This window comes from Flavobacterium fluvii (genome assembly GCF_900129545.1).
GTDB classification, from domain to species: Bacteria; Bacteroidota; Bacteroidia; order Flavobacteriales; family Flavobacteriaceae; genus Flavobacterium; species Flavobacterium fluvii.
In genome coordinates, this window is record NZ_FQWB01000009.1 from 1 (window position 1) to 17,815 (window position 17,815).

At 34.5% G+C, this 17,815-nt stretch carries 21 protein-coding genes; 9 read left to right on the plus strand and 12 right to left on the minus strand.

Annotated features, from left to right (window positions below):
- Positions 1 to 500: 500 nt before the first annotated feature.
- Positions 501 to 1,178 (minus strand): DUF4294 domain-containing protein, encoded by a 678-nt coding sequence (locus BUC16_RS15720; protein WP_073371770.1) that lies wholly within the window; start codon positions 1,176 to 1,178, stop codon positions 501 to 503.
- Between the two features lie 82 nt (positions 1,179 to 1,260).
- On the opposite strand from BUC16_RS15720, the gene BUC16_RS15725 reads away from it, so the two are divergent.
- The gene (locus BUC16_RS15725) at positions 1,261 to 2,349 is read left to right on the plus strand and encodes a M42 family metallopeptidase (RefSeq protein WP_073371771.1); all 1,089 of its coding nucleotides are present in this window, start codon (positions 1,261 to 1,263) and stop codon (positions 2,347 to 2,349) included.
- Positions 2,350 to 2,430: 81 nt separating this feature from the next.
- Here the strand turns inward: BUC16_RS15725 and BUC16_RS15730 are convergent, their stop codons facing one another.
- The 10 genes from BUC16_RS15730 to BUC16_RS15775 all read right to left on the minus strand — a co-directional run bounded on the left by BUC16_RS15730 (position 2,431) and on the right by BUC16_RS15775 (position 10,303).
- Positions 2,431 to 3,036: a thioredoxin family protein gene (locus tag BUC16_RS15730; RefSeq protein WP_073371772.1), complete on the minus strand. Its 606-nt coding sequence runs from the start codon at positions 3,034 to 3,036 to the stop codon at positions 2,431 to 2,433.
- Positions 3,037 to 3,050: 14 nt separating this feature from the next.
- On the minus strand, positions 3,051 to 3,527 hold the full coding sequence (locus tag BUC16_RS15735; RefSeq protein ID WP_073371773.1) for a TlpA family protein disulfide reductase: 477 nt from the start codon (positions 3,525 to 3,527) through the stop codon (positions 3,051 to 3,053).
- A gap of 414 nt (positions 3,528 to 3,941) precedes the next feature.
- Positions 3,942 to 4,700, minus strand: coding sequence for a LytR/AlgR family response regulator transcription factor (locus BUC16_RS15740; protein WP_073371774.1), 759 nt, complete (start codon positions 4,698 to 4,700; stop codon positions 3,942 to 3,944).
- 36 nt (positions 4,701 to 4,736) lie between these two features.
- Complete coding sequence (locus tag BUC16_RS15745) at positions 4,737 to 5,087, minus strand: 2TM domain-containing protein (RefSeq protein WP_073371775.1); 351 nt, start codon at positions 5,085 to 5,087, stop codon at positions 4,737 to 4,739.
- Between the two features lie 15 nt (positions 5,088 to 5,102).
- Positions 5,103 to 5,408 carry a 2TM domain-containing protein gene (locus tag BUC16_RS15750; protein ID WP_073371776.1) on the minus strand — a complete coding sequence of 102 codons (306 nt, stop codon included), beginning with the start codon at positions 5,406 to 5,408 and terminating at the stop codon, positions 5,103 to 5,105.
- A 21-nt stretch (positions 5,409 to 5,429) separates the two neighbouring features.
- On the minus strand, positions 5,430 to 5,726 hold the full coding sequence (locus BUC16_RS15755; protein ID WP_073371777.1) for a 2TM domain-containing protein: 297 nt from the start codon (positions 5,724 to 5,726) through the stop codon (positions 5,430 to 5,432).
- Positions 5,727 to 5,746: 20 nt separating this feature from the next.
- Entirely contained in the window at positions 5,747 to 6,043 is a 297-nt protein-coding gene (locus BUC16_RS15760) for a 2TM domain-containing protein (RefSeq protein ID WP_073371778.1), read from the minus strand.
- An 18-nt stretch (positions 6,044 to 6,061) separates the two neighbouring features.
- Positions 6,062 to 7,399, minus strand: coding sequence for a 2TM domain-containing protein (locus tag BUC16_RS15765; RefSeq protein ID WP_073371779.1), 1,338 nt, complete (start codon positions 7,397 to 7,399; stop codon positions 6,062 to 6,064).
- A gap of 31 nt (positions 7,400 to 7,430) precedes the next feature.
- Positions 7,431 to 8,051: a hypothetical protein gene (locus BUC16_RS15770; protein ID WP_073371780.1), complete on the minus strand. Its 621-nt coding sequence runs from the start codon at positions 8,049 to 8,051 to the stop codon at positions 7,431 to 7,433.
- Between the two features lie 113 nt (positions 8,052 to 8,164).
- Positions 8,165 to 10,303: a TonB-dependent receptor gene (locus tag BUC16_RS15775; RefSeq protein ID WP_073371781.1), complete on the minus strand. Its 2,139-nt coding sequence runs from the start codon at positions 10,301 to 10,303 to the stop codon at positions 8,165 to 8,167.
- A gap of 185 nt (positions 10,304 to 10,488) precedes the next feature.
- Here BUC16_RS15775 and BUC16_RS15780 point away from each other — a divergent pair, with 185 nt between their 5' ends.
- The 8 genes from BUC16_RS15780 (at position 10,489) to BUC16_RS15815 (ending at position 16,530) form a co-directional block, all read left to right on the plus strand.
- Positions 10,489 to 10,947, plus strand: coding sequence for a YciI family protein (locus BUC16_RS15780; RefSeq protein WP_073371782.1), 459 nt, complete (start codon positions 10,489 to 10,491; stop codon positions 10,945 to 10,947).
- A 3-nt stretch (positions 10,948 to 10,950) separates the two neighbouring features.
- On the plus strand, positions 10,951 to 11,508 hold the full coding sequence (locus BUC16_RS15785) for a sugar O-acetyltransferase (RefSeq protein WP_073371783.1): 558 nt from the start codon (positions 10,951 to 10,953) through the stop codon (positions 11,506 to 11,508).
- 165 nt (positions 11,509 to 11,673) lie between these two features.
- Complete coding sequence (locus BUC16_RS15790) at positions 11,674 to 12,954, plus strand: chloride channel protein (protein WP_073371784.1); 1,281 nt, start codon at positions 11,674 to 11,676, stop codon at positions 12,952 to 12,954.
- Between the two features lie 4 nt (positions 12,955 to 12,958).
- On the plus strand, positions 12,959 to 13,564 hold the full coding sequence (locus BUC16_RS15795; protein ID WP_073371785.1) for an HPP family protein: 606 nt from the start codon (positions 12,959 to 12,961) through the stop codon (positions 13,562 to 13,564).
- 139 nt (positions 13,565 to 13,703) lie between these two features.
- On the plus strand, positions 13,704 to 14,357 hold the full coding sequence (locus tag BUC16_RS15800) for a DUF998 domain-containing protein (protein ID WP_073371786.1): 654 nt from the start codon (positions 13,704 to 13,706) through the stop codon (positions 14,355 to 14,357).
- Positions 14,358 to 14,398: 41 nt separating this feature from the next.
- On the plus strand, positions 14,399 to 14,938 hold the full coding sequence (locus tag BUC16_RS15805; RefSeq protein ID WP_073371787.1) for an IS1096 element passenger TnpR family protein: 540 nt from the start codon (positions 14,399 to 14,401) through the stop codon (positions 14,936 to 14,938).
- Between the two features lie 90 nt (positions 14,939 to 15,028).
- Complete coding sequence (locus BUC16_RS15810) at positions 15,029 to 16,087, plus strand: nucleoid-associated protein (RefSeq protein ID WP_073371788.1); 1,059 nt, start codon at positions 15,029 to 15,031, stop codon at positions 16,085 to 16,087.
- 221 nt (positions 16,088 to 16,308) lie between these two features.
- Positions 16,309 to 16,530 carry a DUF1660 family phage protein gene (locus tag BUC16_RS15815; RefSeq protein ID WP_073371789.1) on the plus strand — a complete coding sequence of 74 codons (222 nt, stop codon included), beginning with the start codon at positions 16,309 to 16,311 and terminating at the stop codon, positions 16,528 to 16,530.
- A 137-nt stretch (positions 16,531 to 16,667) separates the two neighbouring features.
- Here the strand turns inward: BUC16_RS15815 and BUC16_RS15820 are convergent, their stop codons facing one another.
- A complete protein-coding gene (locus BUC16_RS15820) occupies positions 16,668 to 17,723 on the minus strand; it encodes a hypothetical protein (RefSeq protein WP_073371790.1) in 1,056 nt (351 codons plus the stop codon).
- Positions 17,724 to 17,815: the final 92 nt, after the last annotated feature.

Consider the following 17,815-nt stretch of genomic DNA (forward strand, 5'->3'; position numbering starts at 1 on the left):
TTGGAGATTTAGACCGTTTTGGGGCGTTTGGACCCAAATCAAACGCCGACAAAGACAAATTCACCAAGAAAAATCAGCCACCAAAACGGATTTTTAACCCCAAAAACGCTCTTTTACGGGATTTTAAAGGATAATGCCCTCGATTGTTCCCCAAAACGAGGATGTCCATTTTTAAAAACCTACTTATATATAAAGAGAAACGTCTTTATGTAAACAACTGCCTTAGCCCCGATAGCAGTGGAAATCCTTTTGTGCCGGGGTTCAGCACAAAAGATTGCAACGGATAGCGGGAAATAGCTCCAGAAAAACCAGTCCTATATATAATGTATGAATTTAAAACCAATATCAAAATATGCGATTGCGTTAGGGATAGAAGAGAAAATCCTTGCGTGTCGAAACTCAGTGAACTTCGTTCGAAATGAATAGCAAACCCCTTTACAATAGAAAAGCTGCTGCCGAATTCGGCAGCAGCTTTTCTATAAAGAGTAAACCCAAAAGATTTACTTTGCAGTTTCTATGGCTTTGTTCAACCAAAAATTTGTCAAATCATCATAATCTACCGGTGTAGCTGGAGGTTGATTAACCAACCTTCCCGATTCGAATGCTCTTACCAATATGGTTTCTATCAGATAATCTTCATTCGATTCATATGGGGAATATTTCGCTTTTAATTCAAGATCAAACATTTTGGCAGTTGTATTGGACCAAAATGCCGTCCATCCGCTTTTTAACGTCTTTACCAACTCATAAGTAGTTATGCCTGTTTGACGATGAATCAACTTAATGAGTATTTGACCTTGCTTGCGGGAAAGCTTTTTGAGCCTGGCTTCAAACTCGTTATTAAGGTAGTCTTCGACAATCTTGAAGTATTTTTTTTTATCCTTGGCTGTTTTCATGCTTTTCATCCCTCTATTTAAAGCAGTTAATCGCTCTGAAGCCAGTTTTGCATAAGGATAGGTTTTATAAACTCGGTTTTTAAGAAGATCAAATTGTTTCTTGGATTCTACATCCACCTTCCCTTTGTAGATAACTATTTCTTCCAATTGAATGGTATCATTAAATATAGTGTCGTTTTCCGTTAAAACATAACCCATTTTGGTTGTGTCTTCTTGAACTTGCTGTGCACTGACCGAAATTGAGACAAAAAGAAAAAACAAAAGGAAATTGATAATCTTCATAAAGTAAAATTTTATATCACAAAATTATACAATATATATAGAACTGTAATACCAAATTTATAATTTAGCAAAAAATAATTTTATGAGTTCAAAATCGATATTAAAAAAGACGTCACTTGTCTTTTTAGAAAACTACCTTAACAACGCTTCCCCAACTGGATATGAAAGTTCTGGACAAAAACTGTGGATGGATTATCTGAAACCTTATGTAGATACTTTCATTACGGACACCTATGGAACTGCCGTGGGAGTTATTAATCCAGATGCTCCATACAAAGTAATAATTGAAGGTCACGCCGATGAAATTTCGTGGTATGTGAATTACATTACGGAAGACGGATTGATTTACGTGATCAGAAACGGAGGCTCCGATCATCAAATCGCACCTTCCAAACGAGTAAACATTCATACCAAAAAAGGAATCGTGAAAGGTGTTTTTGGTTGGCCAGCCATTCATACCCGAAATCGAGGCAAAGAAGAAACTCCAAAAATCGACAATTTATTCATTGATATTGGTTGTTCCAAAAAAGAAGAAGTTGAAGCTTTGGGCGTTCACGTGGGTTGCGTGATTACATATCCCGATGAATTTATGGTTTTGAACGAAAACAAATTTGTTTGTCGCGCCATTGATAATCGAATGGGCGGATTCATGATTGCCGAAGTCGCTCGTTTGCTGCACGAAAACAAGATTAAACTTCCTTTTGGACTATATGTCACCAATTCTGTCCAAGAAGAAGTAGGACTTCGTGGTGCCGAAATGATCACCAAAACCATCAAACCCAACGTAGCCATCATAACCGATGTTTGCCACGACTCTACCACCCCAATGATTGACAAGAAAATTGAGGGAGAAACTAAAATTGGAAAAGGCCCCGTTATTACCTATGCACCTGCAGTTCAAAACAATTTAAGGGAACTTATTCTGGACACTGCCGAAGAGAAAAAAATCCCTTTCCAAAGACTGGCTTCTTCTAGAGTTACCGGAACTGACACCGATGCTTTTGCCTACAGCAATGGCGGAGTTGCCTCAGCATTGATTTCGCTGCCGTTGCGATATATGCACACCACGGTCGAAATGGTACATCGCGACGATGTGGAAAACGTGATAAAATTGATTTATGAAACTTTATTGAAAATGGAAAACGAGGAAACATTTTCCTATTTTAAATAGAATGACATAGTTCTAAAAGCAAAAATCCTTTCCTTTATAATCAAAAGGAAAGGATTTTTTAGTTTTATAGTTAATGATATCCTATTTCTTAGCTTTAATAGAACAACCAATAGCTTTTGTAGTTTCTGGAGAAGGCGTTTTTCCGCTTTCTAAAGCCGCGATGGCATTTTCAAGATATTTTTCCTTTACATCGCTGGCACTATCCACGTTGTCGTCAATGGCTCCAATGTATTTTACAACACGATTTTTATCCAATAAAAAGGCGTGAGGAGTTTTGGTAGCGCCGTATTGAGGATATATTTTTTGACCATCATCAAATAAATAAGGAAACGCAAACCCTTTTTCTTTGGCTCTAACCTTCATTGATTCAAAACTATCATCAGGTTCAAGGGCAGGATCGTTTGGATTAATAGCCAACAAAACATATCCTTGTGGTTTGTATTTTTTGGCCAAAGCATTAATCCTGTCCTCATATTTCTTAGCAAAAGGACAATGATTACACGTAAAAACAACTATAAAGCCTTTTGCATCTTTATAATCAGCCATTCCATACATTTTTCCATCAACCGATTTTAATTTAAAATCAGTGGCTTTATCACCAATTTTATAGGGAGTTGGCACATCCGAACTAAAGGCCGTGGCTAAAAACACTGTAACAAACAATAAAAAAACAGACAACTTTTTCATGACATAATAGGGGTTTAGTTAATAATCTTGTTTACGTAATCATTGAGTTCCTTGTAGTCTGAAAAAATCTTTTCCACAAAAAATTTCTTTCCGTTTTTGATAATCAATGTTGCCGGAATGGATCCAGACCAATCTTTATCGACTATAGGAAGCCAGGTATTATAATCTTTATCCGTGAGCAAAACGACTTCAGATTTGATTAATTTTTTCTTTACAAATGGGAGTAATTTTGACTCAAATTGATTCTTGAAATCCAAACTTACGAGAACCACTTTTATGTCTTTATTCTCGGAATTTAATTGTTCAAAATGGGGTAATTCTTTCACGCAAGGCGCACACCAAGTTGCCCAAAAATTGACTACGTAAATGGTCTTTTCATCCCCCAAAACAGTCTTTTCCAAAGTGGCATAATTATCAAAAACAGCTACTTTTTGAGCAACAATTGCATTCGAAAATGAAAGCAAAAAAAGAATATAAAATAAATATTTCATCCAGATAATTTAATTGACACCTAATCAAACGAAGATACAATCTTTAAATAATTTTATGGAAATCCTTAACAAAAAATTATCAGTTGTTTTCAGAAAAACAACTCTTTAAAATTAGATGTTTTTCCTGTTTCAAGAGAATTAAATTTTATTCAAAACACATAAAAACGACTTTCAACTTTAACTGAACTCTAAAAAAAAAGCAACACTACCACAAACACTTTCCTCAGATTATTCCAAAAAAAACCAGGCTTTTTATCCTGGTTCATTATTTACAAAGCAAGCCCGTTTTCGGTTTTAAAAAACCGATTTTCATATCCAAAAAATACCATAGATTAAATCTATGTTATACATTTAAGTTATTAAACACCAGTTATTTTAAATATATTTATATAATTTTATAATTTAAATAAAAAATCAACCAATCCAAGCCTTGAAATCAGCAACTTTTTCACGACTTACTATCACCTCATCGGCTACATAAGACGGCAAAATCACCTTCAAACGAGAATTACTGTACACCAAAATTTCCTTGATTGATTTTAATGGAATGATGAATTTCCGACTTATTCGGTAAAATGCCGCCGGATCTAATTCTTGTTCCAAAACTTCCAAAGCAGACTCAATCAAATAATTTCTGTTGTCGAAAGTATGAATATAAGTCCCTTTGTTTTCACTAAAAAAACATTCGATTTCATCAACAGAAATGACCTTGAGATGCTGCCCTATTTTGACCGTGAACCGAGTTTTGAAATTTTTGTCGAATGGATTTTGGAACATTTTTTTTATTTGTTCAAAATCCAATTGAAGGGTATTTTCCTGTTTTGGCAAACGCGTTTTAAATTTAGAAATTGCCACTTCCAAATCATCTTCGTCGATGGGTTTCAAGAGGTAATCAATCGAGTTTAATTTAAATGCTTTTAGGGCATATTCATCATAAGCCGTAGTGAAAATTATGGCACTTTTTATGTCCACTTTTTCGAATATTTCGAACGACAAACCATCCGATAATTGAATGTCCAAAAAGATCAAATCGGGATGCTCATTCTTGGAAAACCATTCAATGGATTCCTCCACGGAATGAAGCATCACTCCTACTTCAATTTCGAGTTTTTCAAGTTTGCGTTGGAGCAATCTTGCCGCCGGTTTTTCGTCTTCGATTATTATTGTCTTCAAGATTTTCTATTTAATGTTTAAATGCCGAACACTTTTTTACTCCCATTTTTCGCTTTTATCTTTATCCATAAACTTCTGGATTTTTCGTTCTTCCCAGTTTTGTCCAAAAAACAAGTCTCTTCCAAAAACTGATAATCCATGAGCCAATAAACCAATTCCCCAAAATAATGCGGTTGAAAAAGTTTCCCATCTAAAAAATACCCCTGTATCGAAGGAATTTTTATTGTAGCTGGATGCAACAATAAAAAGATTGACCAAAAGATACACCAGTACGTGAACATAGAATCCTTTAATTCTTTTTACTCTCTTATACGCCAAACGGTATCTTCTATCCGGATTATAATTTTCCGATTGGTAATCGTCAAATATTCTTCTTGATTGTCTCATTACATTAAATTTTAATTATTCCCAAGTGTTTTTTGATTGTCTTTCATTTTCCATAAACTCAGAAATCTTTTTATTTTCCCAGTCTTTATCAAAAAACGGTGCAAAATTAAAAACTTTCAATCCATGCAAAACCACTGCCATACCCCAACCCAACAAGCTCCAAATAAAATACAAATAGCCTGGCGAAGTCATAAGATTTACAACAATCACAATTGGATTTACAAGAACATAAACAGTCAAATGTTCATAAAATTTTTTAATTTCTTCCACTCTTTTTTGAGCCCTAAAGTAGCGTTCCTCTTCTGTATAATTTGTTTCCATTTTAGTTGATTTATAAAGATGTTACTTCCACGATTTATCTTCCTTGTCCATAAACTCTTTTATTTTTTTCTCTTCCCACTCTTTTCCAAAGAACGGCATATAATTAAAGACCTTTAAGCCGTGAAAAACAACTCCTACTCCCCACCACAATAGCGGCCAATAAAACCACAAATGATTTGGAGACGTAATTAAATTTATTGCTGTTAAAAGGAAATTTACCATAACAAAAGACTTCAAGTTCTCGTAAAAACCTTTAATTTCTTCCATTCTTTTTCTCGCTCTAACATAACGTTCCTCTTCTGTATAATTTGTTTCCATCCAGTAGATTTATAAAGATGTTACTCCCACGATTTATCTTCCTTGTCCATAAACTCTTTTATTTTTTTCTCTTCCCATTCTTTTCCAAAGAACGGCATATAATTAAAGACCTTTAAGCCGTGAAAAACTACTCCAATTCCCCAACCAAGCATTGGCCAAAAAAACCACAAATAGGCTGGCGAAGTGAGAAGATTAATAACCATAAGACCCATATTTACAACAACATAAGCTATTAAATTTCCATAAAACCCTTTGATTTCTTCCACCCTTTTTTTTGCTGCATAATAGCGTTCTTCTTCTGTATATTTATTTTCCATTGTTTCAAATATTAAAAATTATTTCCAGGTTTGTTTTTTATCTTCTTTTCTCAAAATTTCTTGAATTTTGCGTTCTTCCCAATTGGAGCTGTAACCAAAAACCTTGAAAGCATGCATCAAAAGCCCAAATCCCCAACCTGCCGCCGAAAACCAAAACCATTGAAAATTTGGCATATAAGTCAGGTTAATAAAGATTAAAAAAGGAATGACGCAGCAATATGAAATCAAGTTTCCGTAAAATCCTTTGAGTTCTTCCACTCGTTTTTTGGCTCTGTAATAAGCCGAGTTTTCGATATAATTTGTACTTGATTCCATAATTGATATTTGTTTGGTTAAAACAGGAATTTTGACCGTAAATGTTTGTTCGTTTTGTTCTATCAATACTTTTCTGTTGGTAATAATTCCATAACGATTGATTATGTTTTGTAATCCGACTCCTTGTCTATCCTGCAACACTTCTTTCTTTCGATAATCGTTTTGAATAGCTAGATAATCGGCTTCCATAAAAATGCGAATCTTTAATGGTCTTTGTTCGCTAACCACATTATGCTTTACCGTGTTTTCCAATAAAAGCTGCAAGGAAAGCGGAACAACCTTGGCTTCCGGATTAGGAATAGTTGCAGGCAATTCATAAAACAAGCTGTTTTCAAAACGCATTTTCAACAAATTCATGTAGGTTTTGGCAAAAGCCAATTCCTCTTCAACAGAAACCAATTCTTTGTCTTTTTGTTCCAAAACATAGCGGTAAATCTTGGACAAGGAAGTCGTGAATTTTTGTGCATTATCTGGATTTTCTTCAATCAAGGAGCTCAAAACATTCAAACTATTGAATAAAAAATGTGGGTCGATTTGGTTTTTTAAACTTTCAAACTTTGCAGAAGCCGTTCCTGCAATGATTTTTTGCTCTTTGACTTTGTTCTCTTGATATCCTTTGTAGAGATAAACAAAATGAACAATCAACAGCACCGCAAAAGCAAAAAATGAGGCTACAACATAATCAGAAGCACTTTCATTGGCGATAAAAACATCAAATGGCTTGTTTTCAATCACGGTATTAATAAAAACCCTCAACAAAAAAATAACAAATAGTGTAAGAAAAAAGGACGAAACAAAACCGATAAATATTCTTCTTTTAGAAAACCTTTTTTTGATGAAAATTTTATCTAACGTGATAAACAAAAATGTATTGGACAGATGCAATGCAAAACTATAAAGAATTGTATATAAAAACATTACACCTAATCTCTCATCCAAAGAAAAATTCCCGTTAAAAGCTCGAATTAGATTAAGTACCACAAAAATGGCTAATCCAATAAAAAACGCTCGTGGAAATTCTTTTACATAATCATTTTTCATCACCAAATTTATTAAAATTACAATCTCTGATTTATTTACAATTTTTCAAGGCAGCCTCTGCCCTTTCCAATCCCCATTTTGGAGAAAAAGGAGTTTCAGGTTTAAAAGTAGCAAAAAGTCCGACAGCTTTTTCAATTTGGGCACACATTGGTTTGGTATCTTTGCCCCAAAATTTTGCTCCACCAATTTCAAATTCCGCTTTTCCGAAAACAGCCCTAGGATTTTCTGGTGCTATTGCTTCTGCTTTGGCATACAATTCCATAACGGTTCCAGATAATTTTTGTCCATTGGTCATAGGATCAAAAGCAATCCAGGCGGTATGAATCAGAGCTTGCATAACTAAAAGTTCGGCGTTGTTGGGATTTTTTATCAATTCAACATCTAAGGCATTTTGCGCTTTGGTCAACAATAAGTCAATTTGTTCTTTGTCTTTTGTTCCAAAAGCTGTTGTTGTATTTACCAAAGCCACGTAATAATTAGGCAGCCAAGATGTTTTTTCGGCAGCCGCAATTCTTTCGAACATGGCTGATGCTTCGGTATTTTTTCCTTCGCCCCAAAGTTGGAACGCTTTTCCCATTCCTTGTTCAAATTGCCCTTGGGCTGATACTAAACTGGTGATAAAGAATGCGATTGCAATGATAATTTTTGTCATGATTTCTAGTTTTTAATTGATTGATTAATTCTTGAACAAATATATTGTGGTTGTAATGGTTTTGAAATTTACATTTACTGAACTGTTGAATTTCGAGGATGAATTGTATGGCATTACAAATTCTCCAACTGATTCGTCTTTTTATCCTTGCTTATTGTCCAAAAGAAACCCACAAAAAAGAATCGATCCGCAGTGGGAACAATCGCTTGACTTTCATAAATTCCTGCTGAATTTGTCGTGTTCGCATAATTGTAACCATATACATTTTTGATGCCGGCAACATTGGTCACCGAGAAAAAAAGTATCTTTTGAGGCGAAATTAAATAAGCCCAATTCACGCTTAAATTATTGTAGGTTTTTGTTTTTCCGTCCATAAAAACCGTTTCATTCGGGTTATTGTAAGGTCTTCCAGAACTGAATGTATAAGTGGTCCCTATCTGCGAACGCCAATCTTGAATCCAATATTTGGTTACCAAGGAAAAAGTGTGATCGGCAATAAAACTGGGCGTTGCCTGTTTTGGGAAATTCGCATAATCCCGTTCCGTGTCTATATAGGAATAGGAAATCCAATATTCCAGGTTTTTAATATTCTTGTTGTCTCTCCAAAACAGCTCCAATCCTTTGGCATATCCTGATCCGCTATTATTGAAATTGCTGTTGTAAACTGGCGACTTGGTGTCGTATTTTACCAAATTATCATAGCTTTTATAATAGACTTCTGCTTTAAAAATCTGCTTGTCCTTGTTGAATTCATAACTCAAAATATAATGTTGCGATTTCTCTGCTTGCAAACTAGTGGAGTATTTCAGATAATCGTTTTTTGGAGCTTGGTCGAATGTTCCGTAAGCCATTGAAAACTGCTGATTTTTGGCCACTTTATAGGCCAAAGCCAATCTTGGTGCGATGGAACTTTCGTCCAATAAATAGTTTTTCGAAAATCGGAAACCCACTTTTGTAATCAAATTATTGGTGACCAAAAAGTCTGTTTCCGAAAAGGCAGCAAAAATATTCGAATGATACCCACTATCGGAATTGGTAACCGATTCCGAAAAATTGGTGTAAAAATAATCGGCTCCAAAACTGGTTTTTATTGTATTCGAAATGGGTTTTGTCAATTTCAATTTTAAATGACTGGCATTTTCGGAAGCATCATAATTATAGACATCATAAATCCCACTATTTCTACTTTTAGCAAAACTAATTCCTGCAAAAATGTTCCAATTATCTCCAAAACCTCCTTTGTATGAAAGGTTCGAGTACAAATTATTGTTCTTGTTTTGGGTACGCAATTTGTCAGGATAATTAACATCATCTTGCTTCAAATCGAAATTGGCAGCCGTGTAGGAAGCGTAAAATTTCAGCAATCCTCTGTCTAACTTTTGTCTAAAAACGGTTTCCCCGCCAATAGACTCATAAGGTTTTATCCATTCGATATTGTCGGGTAACAACGATTGATACGGTTGCAAATTAATATAACTTGTGTTTACGCTCAAGGAATTATTTTTCCATTTCTGGGTATTTCCAAGACCCAAACCCACTGTCATTACTCCAATATCGGTTTTTTCCAAATCGGGCTCGTCAATGGTATTCATTACCAAAATACTCGAAAGAGCTTCGCCATATTCCGCCGAATAACCACCTGTCGAAAAAGTCGTCCCCTTGAAAAGCAAAGGCGAAAAAGTACTTCTCGTAGGCACATTATTCGCTGTTTGAAGATAAGGTTGCGCCACGCGAATTCCATCGACAAATGTTTGGGTTTCGTTTGCTTCTCCTCCACGGACAAAAAGTTTGCCGCTTTCGCCAACAATCTGCGTACCCGGCAAAGTTTTGAATGCCGAAATAATATCGCCTGGATTCCCGGCCGTGGTCAAAATATCCAAAGGTTTCAAAACAGAAACTCTCGATTTTCCACCCGATTCTATTGTTCCAGCCGTTATTAAAACTTCGTTCAATTCGGTTGCATTATGCTTTAAAATTAGGGTTTGACTTTGGTATGTACTCATCACAATCGCCAGTTGTTTTGGTTCAAACGACAAAGCACTAATGACCAAAGTTTGGCTTCCTTCGGCTGTTGTGGTAAAACTAAATTCTCCCGTATTATTTGATGTTGCACCATCATAAGTTCCATCAATATAAATATTGGCATTGGAAATTGGTTTGTTTTTTTCGTCCACTATTTTTCCGAAAATCGTCGTTTGAGAAAAGGAACAAATTGTAAAAAAGAAAATGGCTAAAAGTAAAAATGGCTTCATGGCTTGAGTTTTTGATGAAGCAAATGTATCGCTGCAATTAGAGCCTTGAAATATTAGATGACCGAACTGTGGAATTTTGGGGATGAATTGTAAAGACGAACACAATGAATTTAAAAATGACCGCAGATTCGCAGATTCAATTCTTTAAAATCCTAAATTTGTTTAATTCTAAAATTTAAAAAAAAATGAAAAAATCAATCTTTTTACTTTTACTGCTGTCTTTTACTGCTGTATCTTTTTCCCAGGAAACTGGATCAACATATGACGAAAAATTGGCTAAATCCTTGAATGCAGATGACCGTGGAATGAAAAAATATGTATTTTGTTTGTTAAAAACAGGAAGCAACACCACTGCAACACAAGAGGAAACCCAAAAACTATTCAAAGGCCATATGGAAAATATCGGTCGATTGGCAAAAGAAGGAAAACTCGTTGTTGCCGGCCCGTTCATGAAAAACGAAAGGAATTACAGAGGCATTTATATCTTTAATGCAAGCAGTATCGAAGAAGCCAAAGAATTTGTCGCCACAGACCCAGCGGTACAATCCAATCTTCTTGAAGCCGAACTGACGCTTTGGTATGGAAGCGCGGCATTGCAGGAAACACTAGAAATACACAACAAAATTGCCAAAACTAAAATTTAATCCATGAAAACCGAAAAAGAAAAAATGATAACCGGAGAATATTACTTGGCCGGCGATCCTGTTCTGGTAAAAGAACGCCGAAAAGCAAAAAATTTACTCCACCGATTAAACGTAACCGAATATCGCTTGACCAAAAAAGCCAAAGAAATTCTAAAAGAATTAATTCCGAACACTGGTAAAAGTCTTTATATCGAACCGCCATTTCATTGTGATTATGGTTACAATATTATTTGTGGCGACAATGTTTATTTCAACGTGAATTGTGTCGTCTTGGACTGCGCTCCAGTAAAAATTGGTTCCAATGTGTTTTTTGCGCCCAATGTCCAAATTTATACCGCCACGCATCCGCTTGACGCTGAATTAAGAAAAACTCTCGAAAACGCTTTGCCCATTTCCATTGGAGACGATTGCTGGATCGGAGGAAATGCTGTCATTTGCCCTGGAGTGAGCATAGGAAATGGTTGCGTGATTGGAGCGGGTTCGGTGGTAACAAAAGACATTCCCGACAATTCATTGGCGGTCGGAAATCCTGCGAAAGTAATCAAGAAACTGAATCAATAAGCTTTATCCTTACAAAAATATTAGTCTTTATTTATTTAACAGCTTAAACACAAAACAAACACAGATACCCTTACAATCATAAAAATATAACAATTTTTAACTCAAAAATGACTTATTCGATTTTCATTTTATAATTTTGCCTTCCCGCTATAAAAAATTCATAGAATGAACAATACAGCTCAAATTAAAAAAAACTACAAGTTAATTAAGTTTCAAAAACTAGTAATCGTTTCAATTTTAATTGGTTTTCTTTCTGCTTTTTTAGGACTTGTTTTAAAGAAAGCCACAGAGCATTACGAAGAACTTTTTTTCCATAAAGCGACAATCAATCCTATATTTTTTATCATTTTTCCAGTTTTCGGATTATCCATCATTTATTTTTTACGCCAATATTTATTCAAACGCAAAGAAAACAAAGGCATCAAAGAAATCTTTGAAAGCACTAATTCCAAATCCAAAAACCTGCCTAGTTATAAAATCTCATCCCATTTCATAAACGGATTATTAACTGTTGTTTTTGGCGGTTCCACAGGAATTGAGGTTTCTACCGTAGTAGCTTCGGCAACCATTGGTTCAGTCGCGCAGAGAAAAGAAAATGTTTTTAGACAGTACAAAACCGAATTGATTTGCGCAGGAGTTGCAGCAGGCGTCACCGCTTTGTTTGGGAGTCCAATAGCAGGAATCTTGTTTGCAATTGAAGTAATTTCTCGAAAAGTAACTCGTGCTTTCGTCATTTCAAATGTAATTGCTGTTTCCATCGCTTTTGGTTTGATTACTATTTTAAAAGAAGAACCTTTGTTTGCTGTTACAATCACGACCTGGCATATAAAAGCGATTCCATATTTTATCCTTTTGGGAATTTTGGCAGGATTAAATTCGGTTTATTTAACCCGATGTGTATTGTTTTTCAAATTACAATTCTCGAAAATAAATACTCATTATTACAAAATTCTTTTAGGCTCGGCAGTTTTGAGTATCTCCTTATATATATTCCCGCAATTGTATGGTGAAGGCTATCACTCCATCAAAACCATTTTTGGCAATACATCCCAAATTCCATTGACAATAACTTTAGCCTTAACTTTCATTGGGTTATTAGTTTTAAAACCAATTGTAACCTCAATAACACTCGCTTCTGGAGGTGATGGCGGTGTTTTTGCTCCAAGCCTTTTTATTGGTGCCTTTTTAGGATTATTGGTCGCTTCAGTCTTAAACACCTTTTTTAATTCAGGAGTGATTCCAATAAATTTCATGATTATCGGGATGGCAGCCGTTTTGAGTGCCAGCATTCACGCACCTTTCACGGCCATCTTCCTGGTTTGCGGTTTGACCAATGATTACACTTTGTTCCTTCCTATTTTGGTAGTTTGCCTGATTTCAAAATACACCGCAAAAACAATTTATCCTTTCACGGTGTACAGCTTTACTCCAAGTATTTTAAAATAAATATATGCCCATAGAACAAATAAAACGAAACTATCGCAAAACCAAATACATTCTTTACAAAGAAACTTTGGTAGACTGGAAAGAACATTTTTGGGCCTTTTTGGGTTCATTTATTGCTATTGGAGTTTTGGCTTACATTCAATCCATTCATTTTTCAGGGAATGATGCCGTGTATTTAATTGGTTCTTTTGGAGCATCGAGCGTACTGGTTTATGGCATTATCCAAAGTCCGTTTTCACAACCTCGAAACTTGGTTGGTGGTCACTTAATATCAGCATTTATAGGTGTTAGCGTTCATAAATTACTTCCGGATATTATTTGGATTGCAGCTCCGTTGGCCGTTTCCCTTTCCATAGTTTTAATGCAAATCACCAAAACCTTGCATCCGCCGGGAGGAGCAACTGCTCTTATTGCCATTATTGGTTCCGATAAAATAAAAGATCTCGGCTATCTGTATGTACTTTCCCCTGTATTCATTGGCGTTTTGATTCTATTGCTGACGGCTTTAATTTTCAACAACATGACTTCCAATAGAAGTTATCCAAGTCATCCTAAATACCATCTTATCAAGAAAAAGCTAGTTCATAAAATTAAAAAAAGTGCATCTTAATTCAATTTGAAAACGAACTTTAATAACAACCTCATATTCTACTTTAGAAAATCAATCTCAAAATCTTATCAACAAATCTGAGATATTAAGTTTAACCCAATATGATTAGGATAAAGATTTGACTCTAAAAATAATAAATATGCAAAAAAAATATGTTTTCTGGACAGGAATTTTAAGTGTAATACTTTTTGTAAATACAACTATTATTGCAGGTTTTTTTCATCCTAATTACAATCATTTTTCCCAGTTTATAAGCGAATTATATGCTGTTGATGCACCAAACACGGATTTAATTCGCTTTTTTGGTTATTTGCCTAGTGGGATTTTATTTATAATTTTTTCTTTACTTGCTCAAAAAATGACGCCAAAATCAAGGTTTAAATCAATTGGCTTTTTGGGTATTATAGTAGGATATGGTTTTGGCACAATCATTTGCGCAATTTACAATTGTGACACTGGATGTAATCCTAAATTTATCAACCCGAGTTTATCTCAAATAATTCATAATTTAACGGGAATGATAACGTACTTGATTGTTCCATTTTCAATATTATTAATTGCTATTGCTTCAAGAAATTGGAAAAACAGCATTCAATACACTTTAATCAGTTTTATAATTTTTGCAATCAGTTTTACTTTTGTGGTTGTTCTAAATTTAAATCTTGATTCACCATACAAAGGGTTAATTCAACGAATTATCGAAGTGAGTATTTTATTTTGGATAGCATATGGCGCATTTTATTTTTCAAATAAATCTTTTCAACAAATCCGAAATCTAAAATCTAAAATCTAAAATTAAATTTTACCTTTGACCTTTCAATAAAAACAAAGATTATGGTTTATAAATTTAGGGTAATTCTTGATGCCGAAGAGGACATTTTTAGAGACATTGCAATACTTGCCGAAGATACTTTAGAGGATTTACACAATGCCATCTTCAATTCTTTTGGATTTGACGGAATGGAAGTAGCTTCTTTCTATACCTGCGACGATACTTGGAATCAAGAAGACGAAATTCCAATGTTTGACACTGGCGATATTCCCGGCGAACAAAAAACAATGAGCGATTATCAGCTTTCGGATATTTTGGACAAAGAAAACACCAAAATAATCTATGTTTACGATTTCATCAATATGTGGACTTTCCTTGTAGAATTGGCCGCAATCGAAGAAGTTGTTGCTGGGAACACCTATCCAGAAACTATTTTTTCTGTTGGTGAAATGCCAGATGAAGCGATGGAAAAACATTTCATTGCTGATGATGACGAAGAAAGTTATAACGAATTTGAAGACGATCTTGACGAAGAAGACCTCGACATGTTTAGCGGAGACGATAGTTTTGAAGACTACGGGTTTGAAGAAAACTGGAATTAAAAAGAGAAGAAATCAATAATCGAGAACCAAGATGAAAGACTTCAACTCTGTCTTACATCTTGGTTCTTTTGCTTAAAAAAACTAAACCAAATGATCAATTTATTCAATACGCATATCGAAACACTTTCCATTCACAGAGTGGGAAACAAAAGCAGAAACGAAGCCATATTCTTGTCGGAACAATCCTTTAACCTAAATGACGAGATTGTACCATTAATTAAAGAATATTTCTTTAAACCATTCCGTGAAAAAGAAGAAAACTACTTTCAATTTGCACACGAAGTAGACTTGGAATACAACGACATGTTCAAATTCGCCACACAGATTTTCGAAAATCCAAGCAGCTTGCACGAAGTATCGAAACAAATCACGACTCATTTATTCGAACAATCGAACCATCCACACATTAAAAACGGAGAGGTTTATGTGACGCATTTAACAAACTTGAATATCGACAACAATGTCGTGGATGCCATTGGGATATTCAAAAGCGAGTTGCAATCGGATTTCTTGCAATTTGAAGAAAAAGAATCCAACTTGGAAATGATTTTGCAACACGGCATCAACCTAAGCAAACTGGACAAAGGTTGCATCATTTTCAATTATAAAAAAGAGGAAGGTTACAAAATTCTTACTGTCGATAGCAACCGTTATGATGCCCGTTATTGGTTGGAACATTTCCTTTCGGTTGATGCTTTTGAAGACGAGAATTTCATCACCAAGAAATACTTGAAATTTTGTCAAGGTTTTGCCAAAGACGTTGTTTTTCCTGCCGAAGACAAAAAAGAAGAAGTAATGTTCATGAATCGCTCCGTGAATTATTTTGCCAAAAACGACCAATTCGAAGAAACCAATTTCTTGAACGAAGTTTTGGACAATCCCGATTTAATTCCTGAATTCAAAAACTACAAAGTAGATAAAGGCGAAAAATACAGCATTGAAGACGTGACTACTTTTCCAATTGCCAATGCTGCAGTTTCGGATGCCAGGAAATCCATCAAAAACGTAATCAATCTGGATACGCAAATTCAAATTAAAATGGATTTCATTAATCCTGAAAGTGCCGAAAAATTTGTGGAAAAAGGTTGGGATGAAGAAAAACAAATGTACTACTACTTGGTTTATTTCAATAAAGAAGTGAAAAGCTAGTCGAATTCTTAAAATCAAACTATTTCAAATCCTCAATTAGTAAAATAATTGGGGATTTTTTATGATTTTAATACTTAATATACAATAAATGAAAATCTTCACAAGATTAAAATTATAAGTATTTTATTATTTATTTTTAAAAAATACGTATTTTATCGATTAAATTTTATTTTTTGTCGATTATATTATACGTTTACTAAAACAAATGTAATACACTTATTATGAGCACCTCCAAAATCAATAAATTTTTGTGTTCGTTTTTTGGACACAAAATGATTACTACCAGAAATGTGACCAATCACTTCAAAGAATACCAATGTTCTTGCTGTGGTCTAGAATTAACCAATGATCTAAAAGGACACAAAACATTCCTGACTCCCGAACTAAAAGAGATTAATGAAATACTGATCAGTCTGCATCACAAGAGGCATTTTTCTGTTTAATTTAAAAAGACGCTAAAAGCCTGCGACTATTGAATCAAACAATAGACAGGAAATATTTTGCTCAAACACCAGAAATAGAAATCAGCCTGCAAACAATCGCAAACTCGATTTTTTGAAACTATTGGCGAAACATTAGATTACCTGAGGAAGTCTGTGTTTTTATAATTTCGTGTGATAAAATCAAAAGCAGAAGAAAGTACGTTTCCCATAGATTTTGCACGATTAAAATTGATGTCATGCGTCAAACGGTATAATTCCAACTTTAGTTGTTCCGTATTTTCATCAGGAGCAATGAAGTCGTTCCCCATGATATGCAATAATTTTTTGATTCGAGTTTCGGTCGAAAACAGTCTTTTGGCCAAAGCGGCTCGTTCTTCGTTTTTATATTGTTCGATTGAACTATACTCCAGTTTTTCCTTGACCAATTTTACCATTGGATAATTTTCTTTAAAAAACTGTGGACGATAGACCTTCAAATTGCCTTCATAACATTGTTGGTCAAAATCTATTGGTCGAATCCTGAAAACCACTTGGTCAAAATCGTGAATGGGGACAATTACGTAATTATAAGCTCTCATATCGCCCAAAAGCCTAATCATACAGCGTTCATTGAATTTGACAAACTCTTTTGCAATTTGTGATTTTTCAGTTTCGGAACGATTCACTAGATGTTCTTCCATAAACACGTCGCCAGGAATCCCCATAATATGTTCTTCTATCAAGGTATCTTTGTAAACCAAAAAATGTATTTTATCGGGCGAAAGAATATGTTCCAATTCTAATCCGTACACACGGGAAGCATCGGCTTTTTTGACATAAAAATAGGTGTAATTATCATTCAAGATGTTCCTTACTTTCACTCGAAAGGGCTTTGAATTTCCAAAAGTACAGTAGTCGATGGCATCAACACTCAAAAATTTTATGATATCCAAGTTTCCGTCCGAATGCAAATAAGAATAGATTTTTTTTAGATTCAAATCAATTTCATTACGCTCAAATTCACTATAATAAACCCGAATCCATAATGTATCAACATCATTTTTATCATAAACGTTTATGGAACCTGAAAAACGCAATAAATCATCATAAAAAACAGAAACTTTAGATATACGATCAAATCGTTCCAAATAATCTAAAAAGGAATTATTTAAAGGATAACTAGGTTTCTTGAAAACCATTAACTGCTCTTTCATTTTCAGTACTTTTATTACAAATTTACATTAATAACATTTATTAAAACCAAGTTATTCCATAAAAAAAATGCAGTTTTCATATTGAAAAAAGA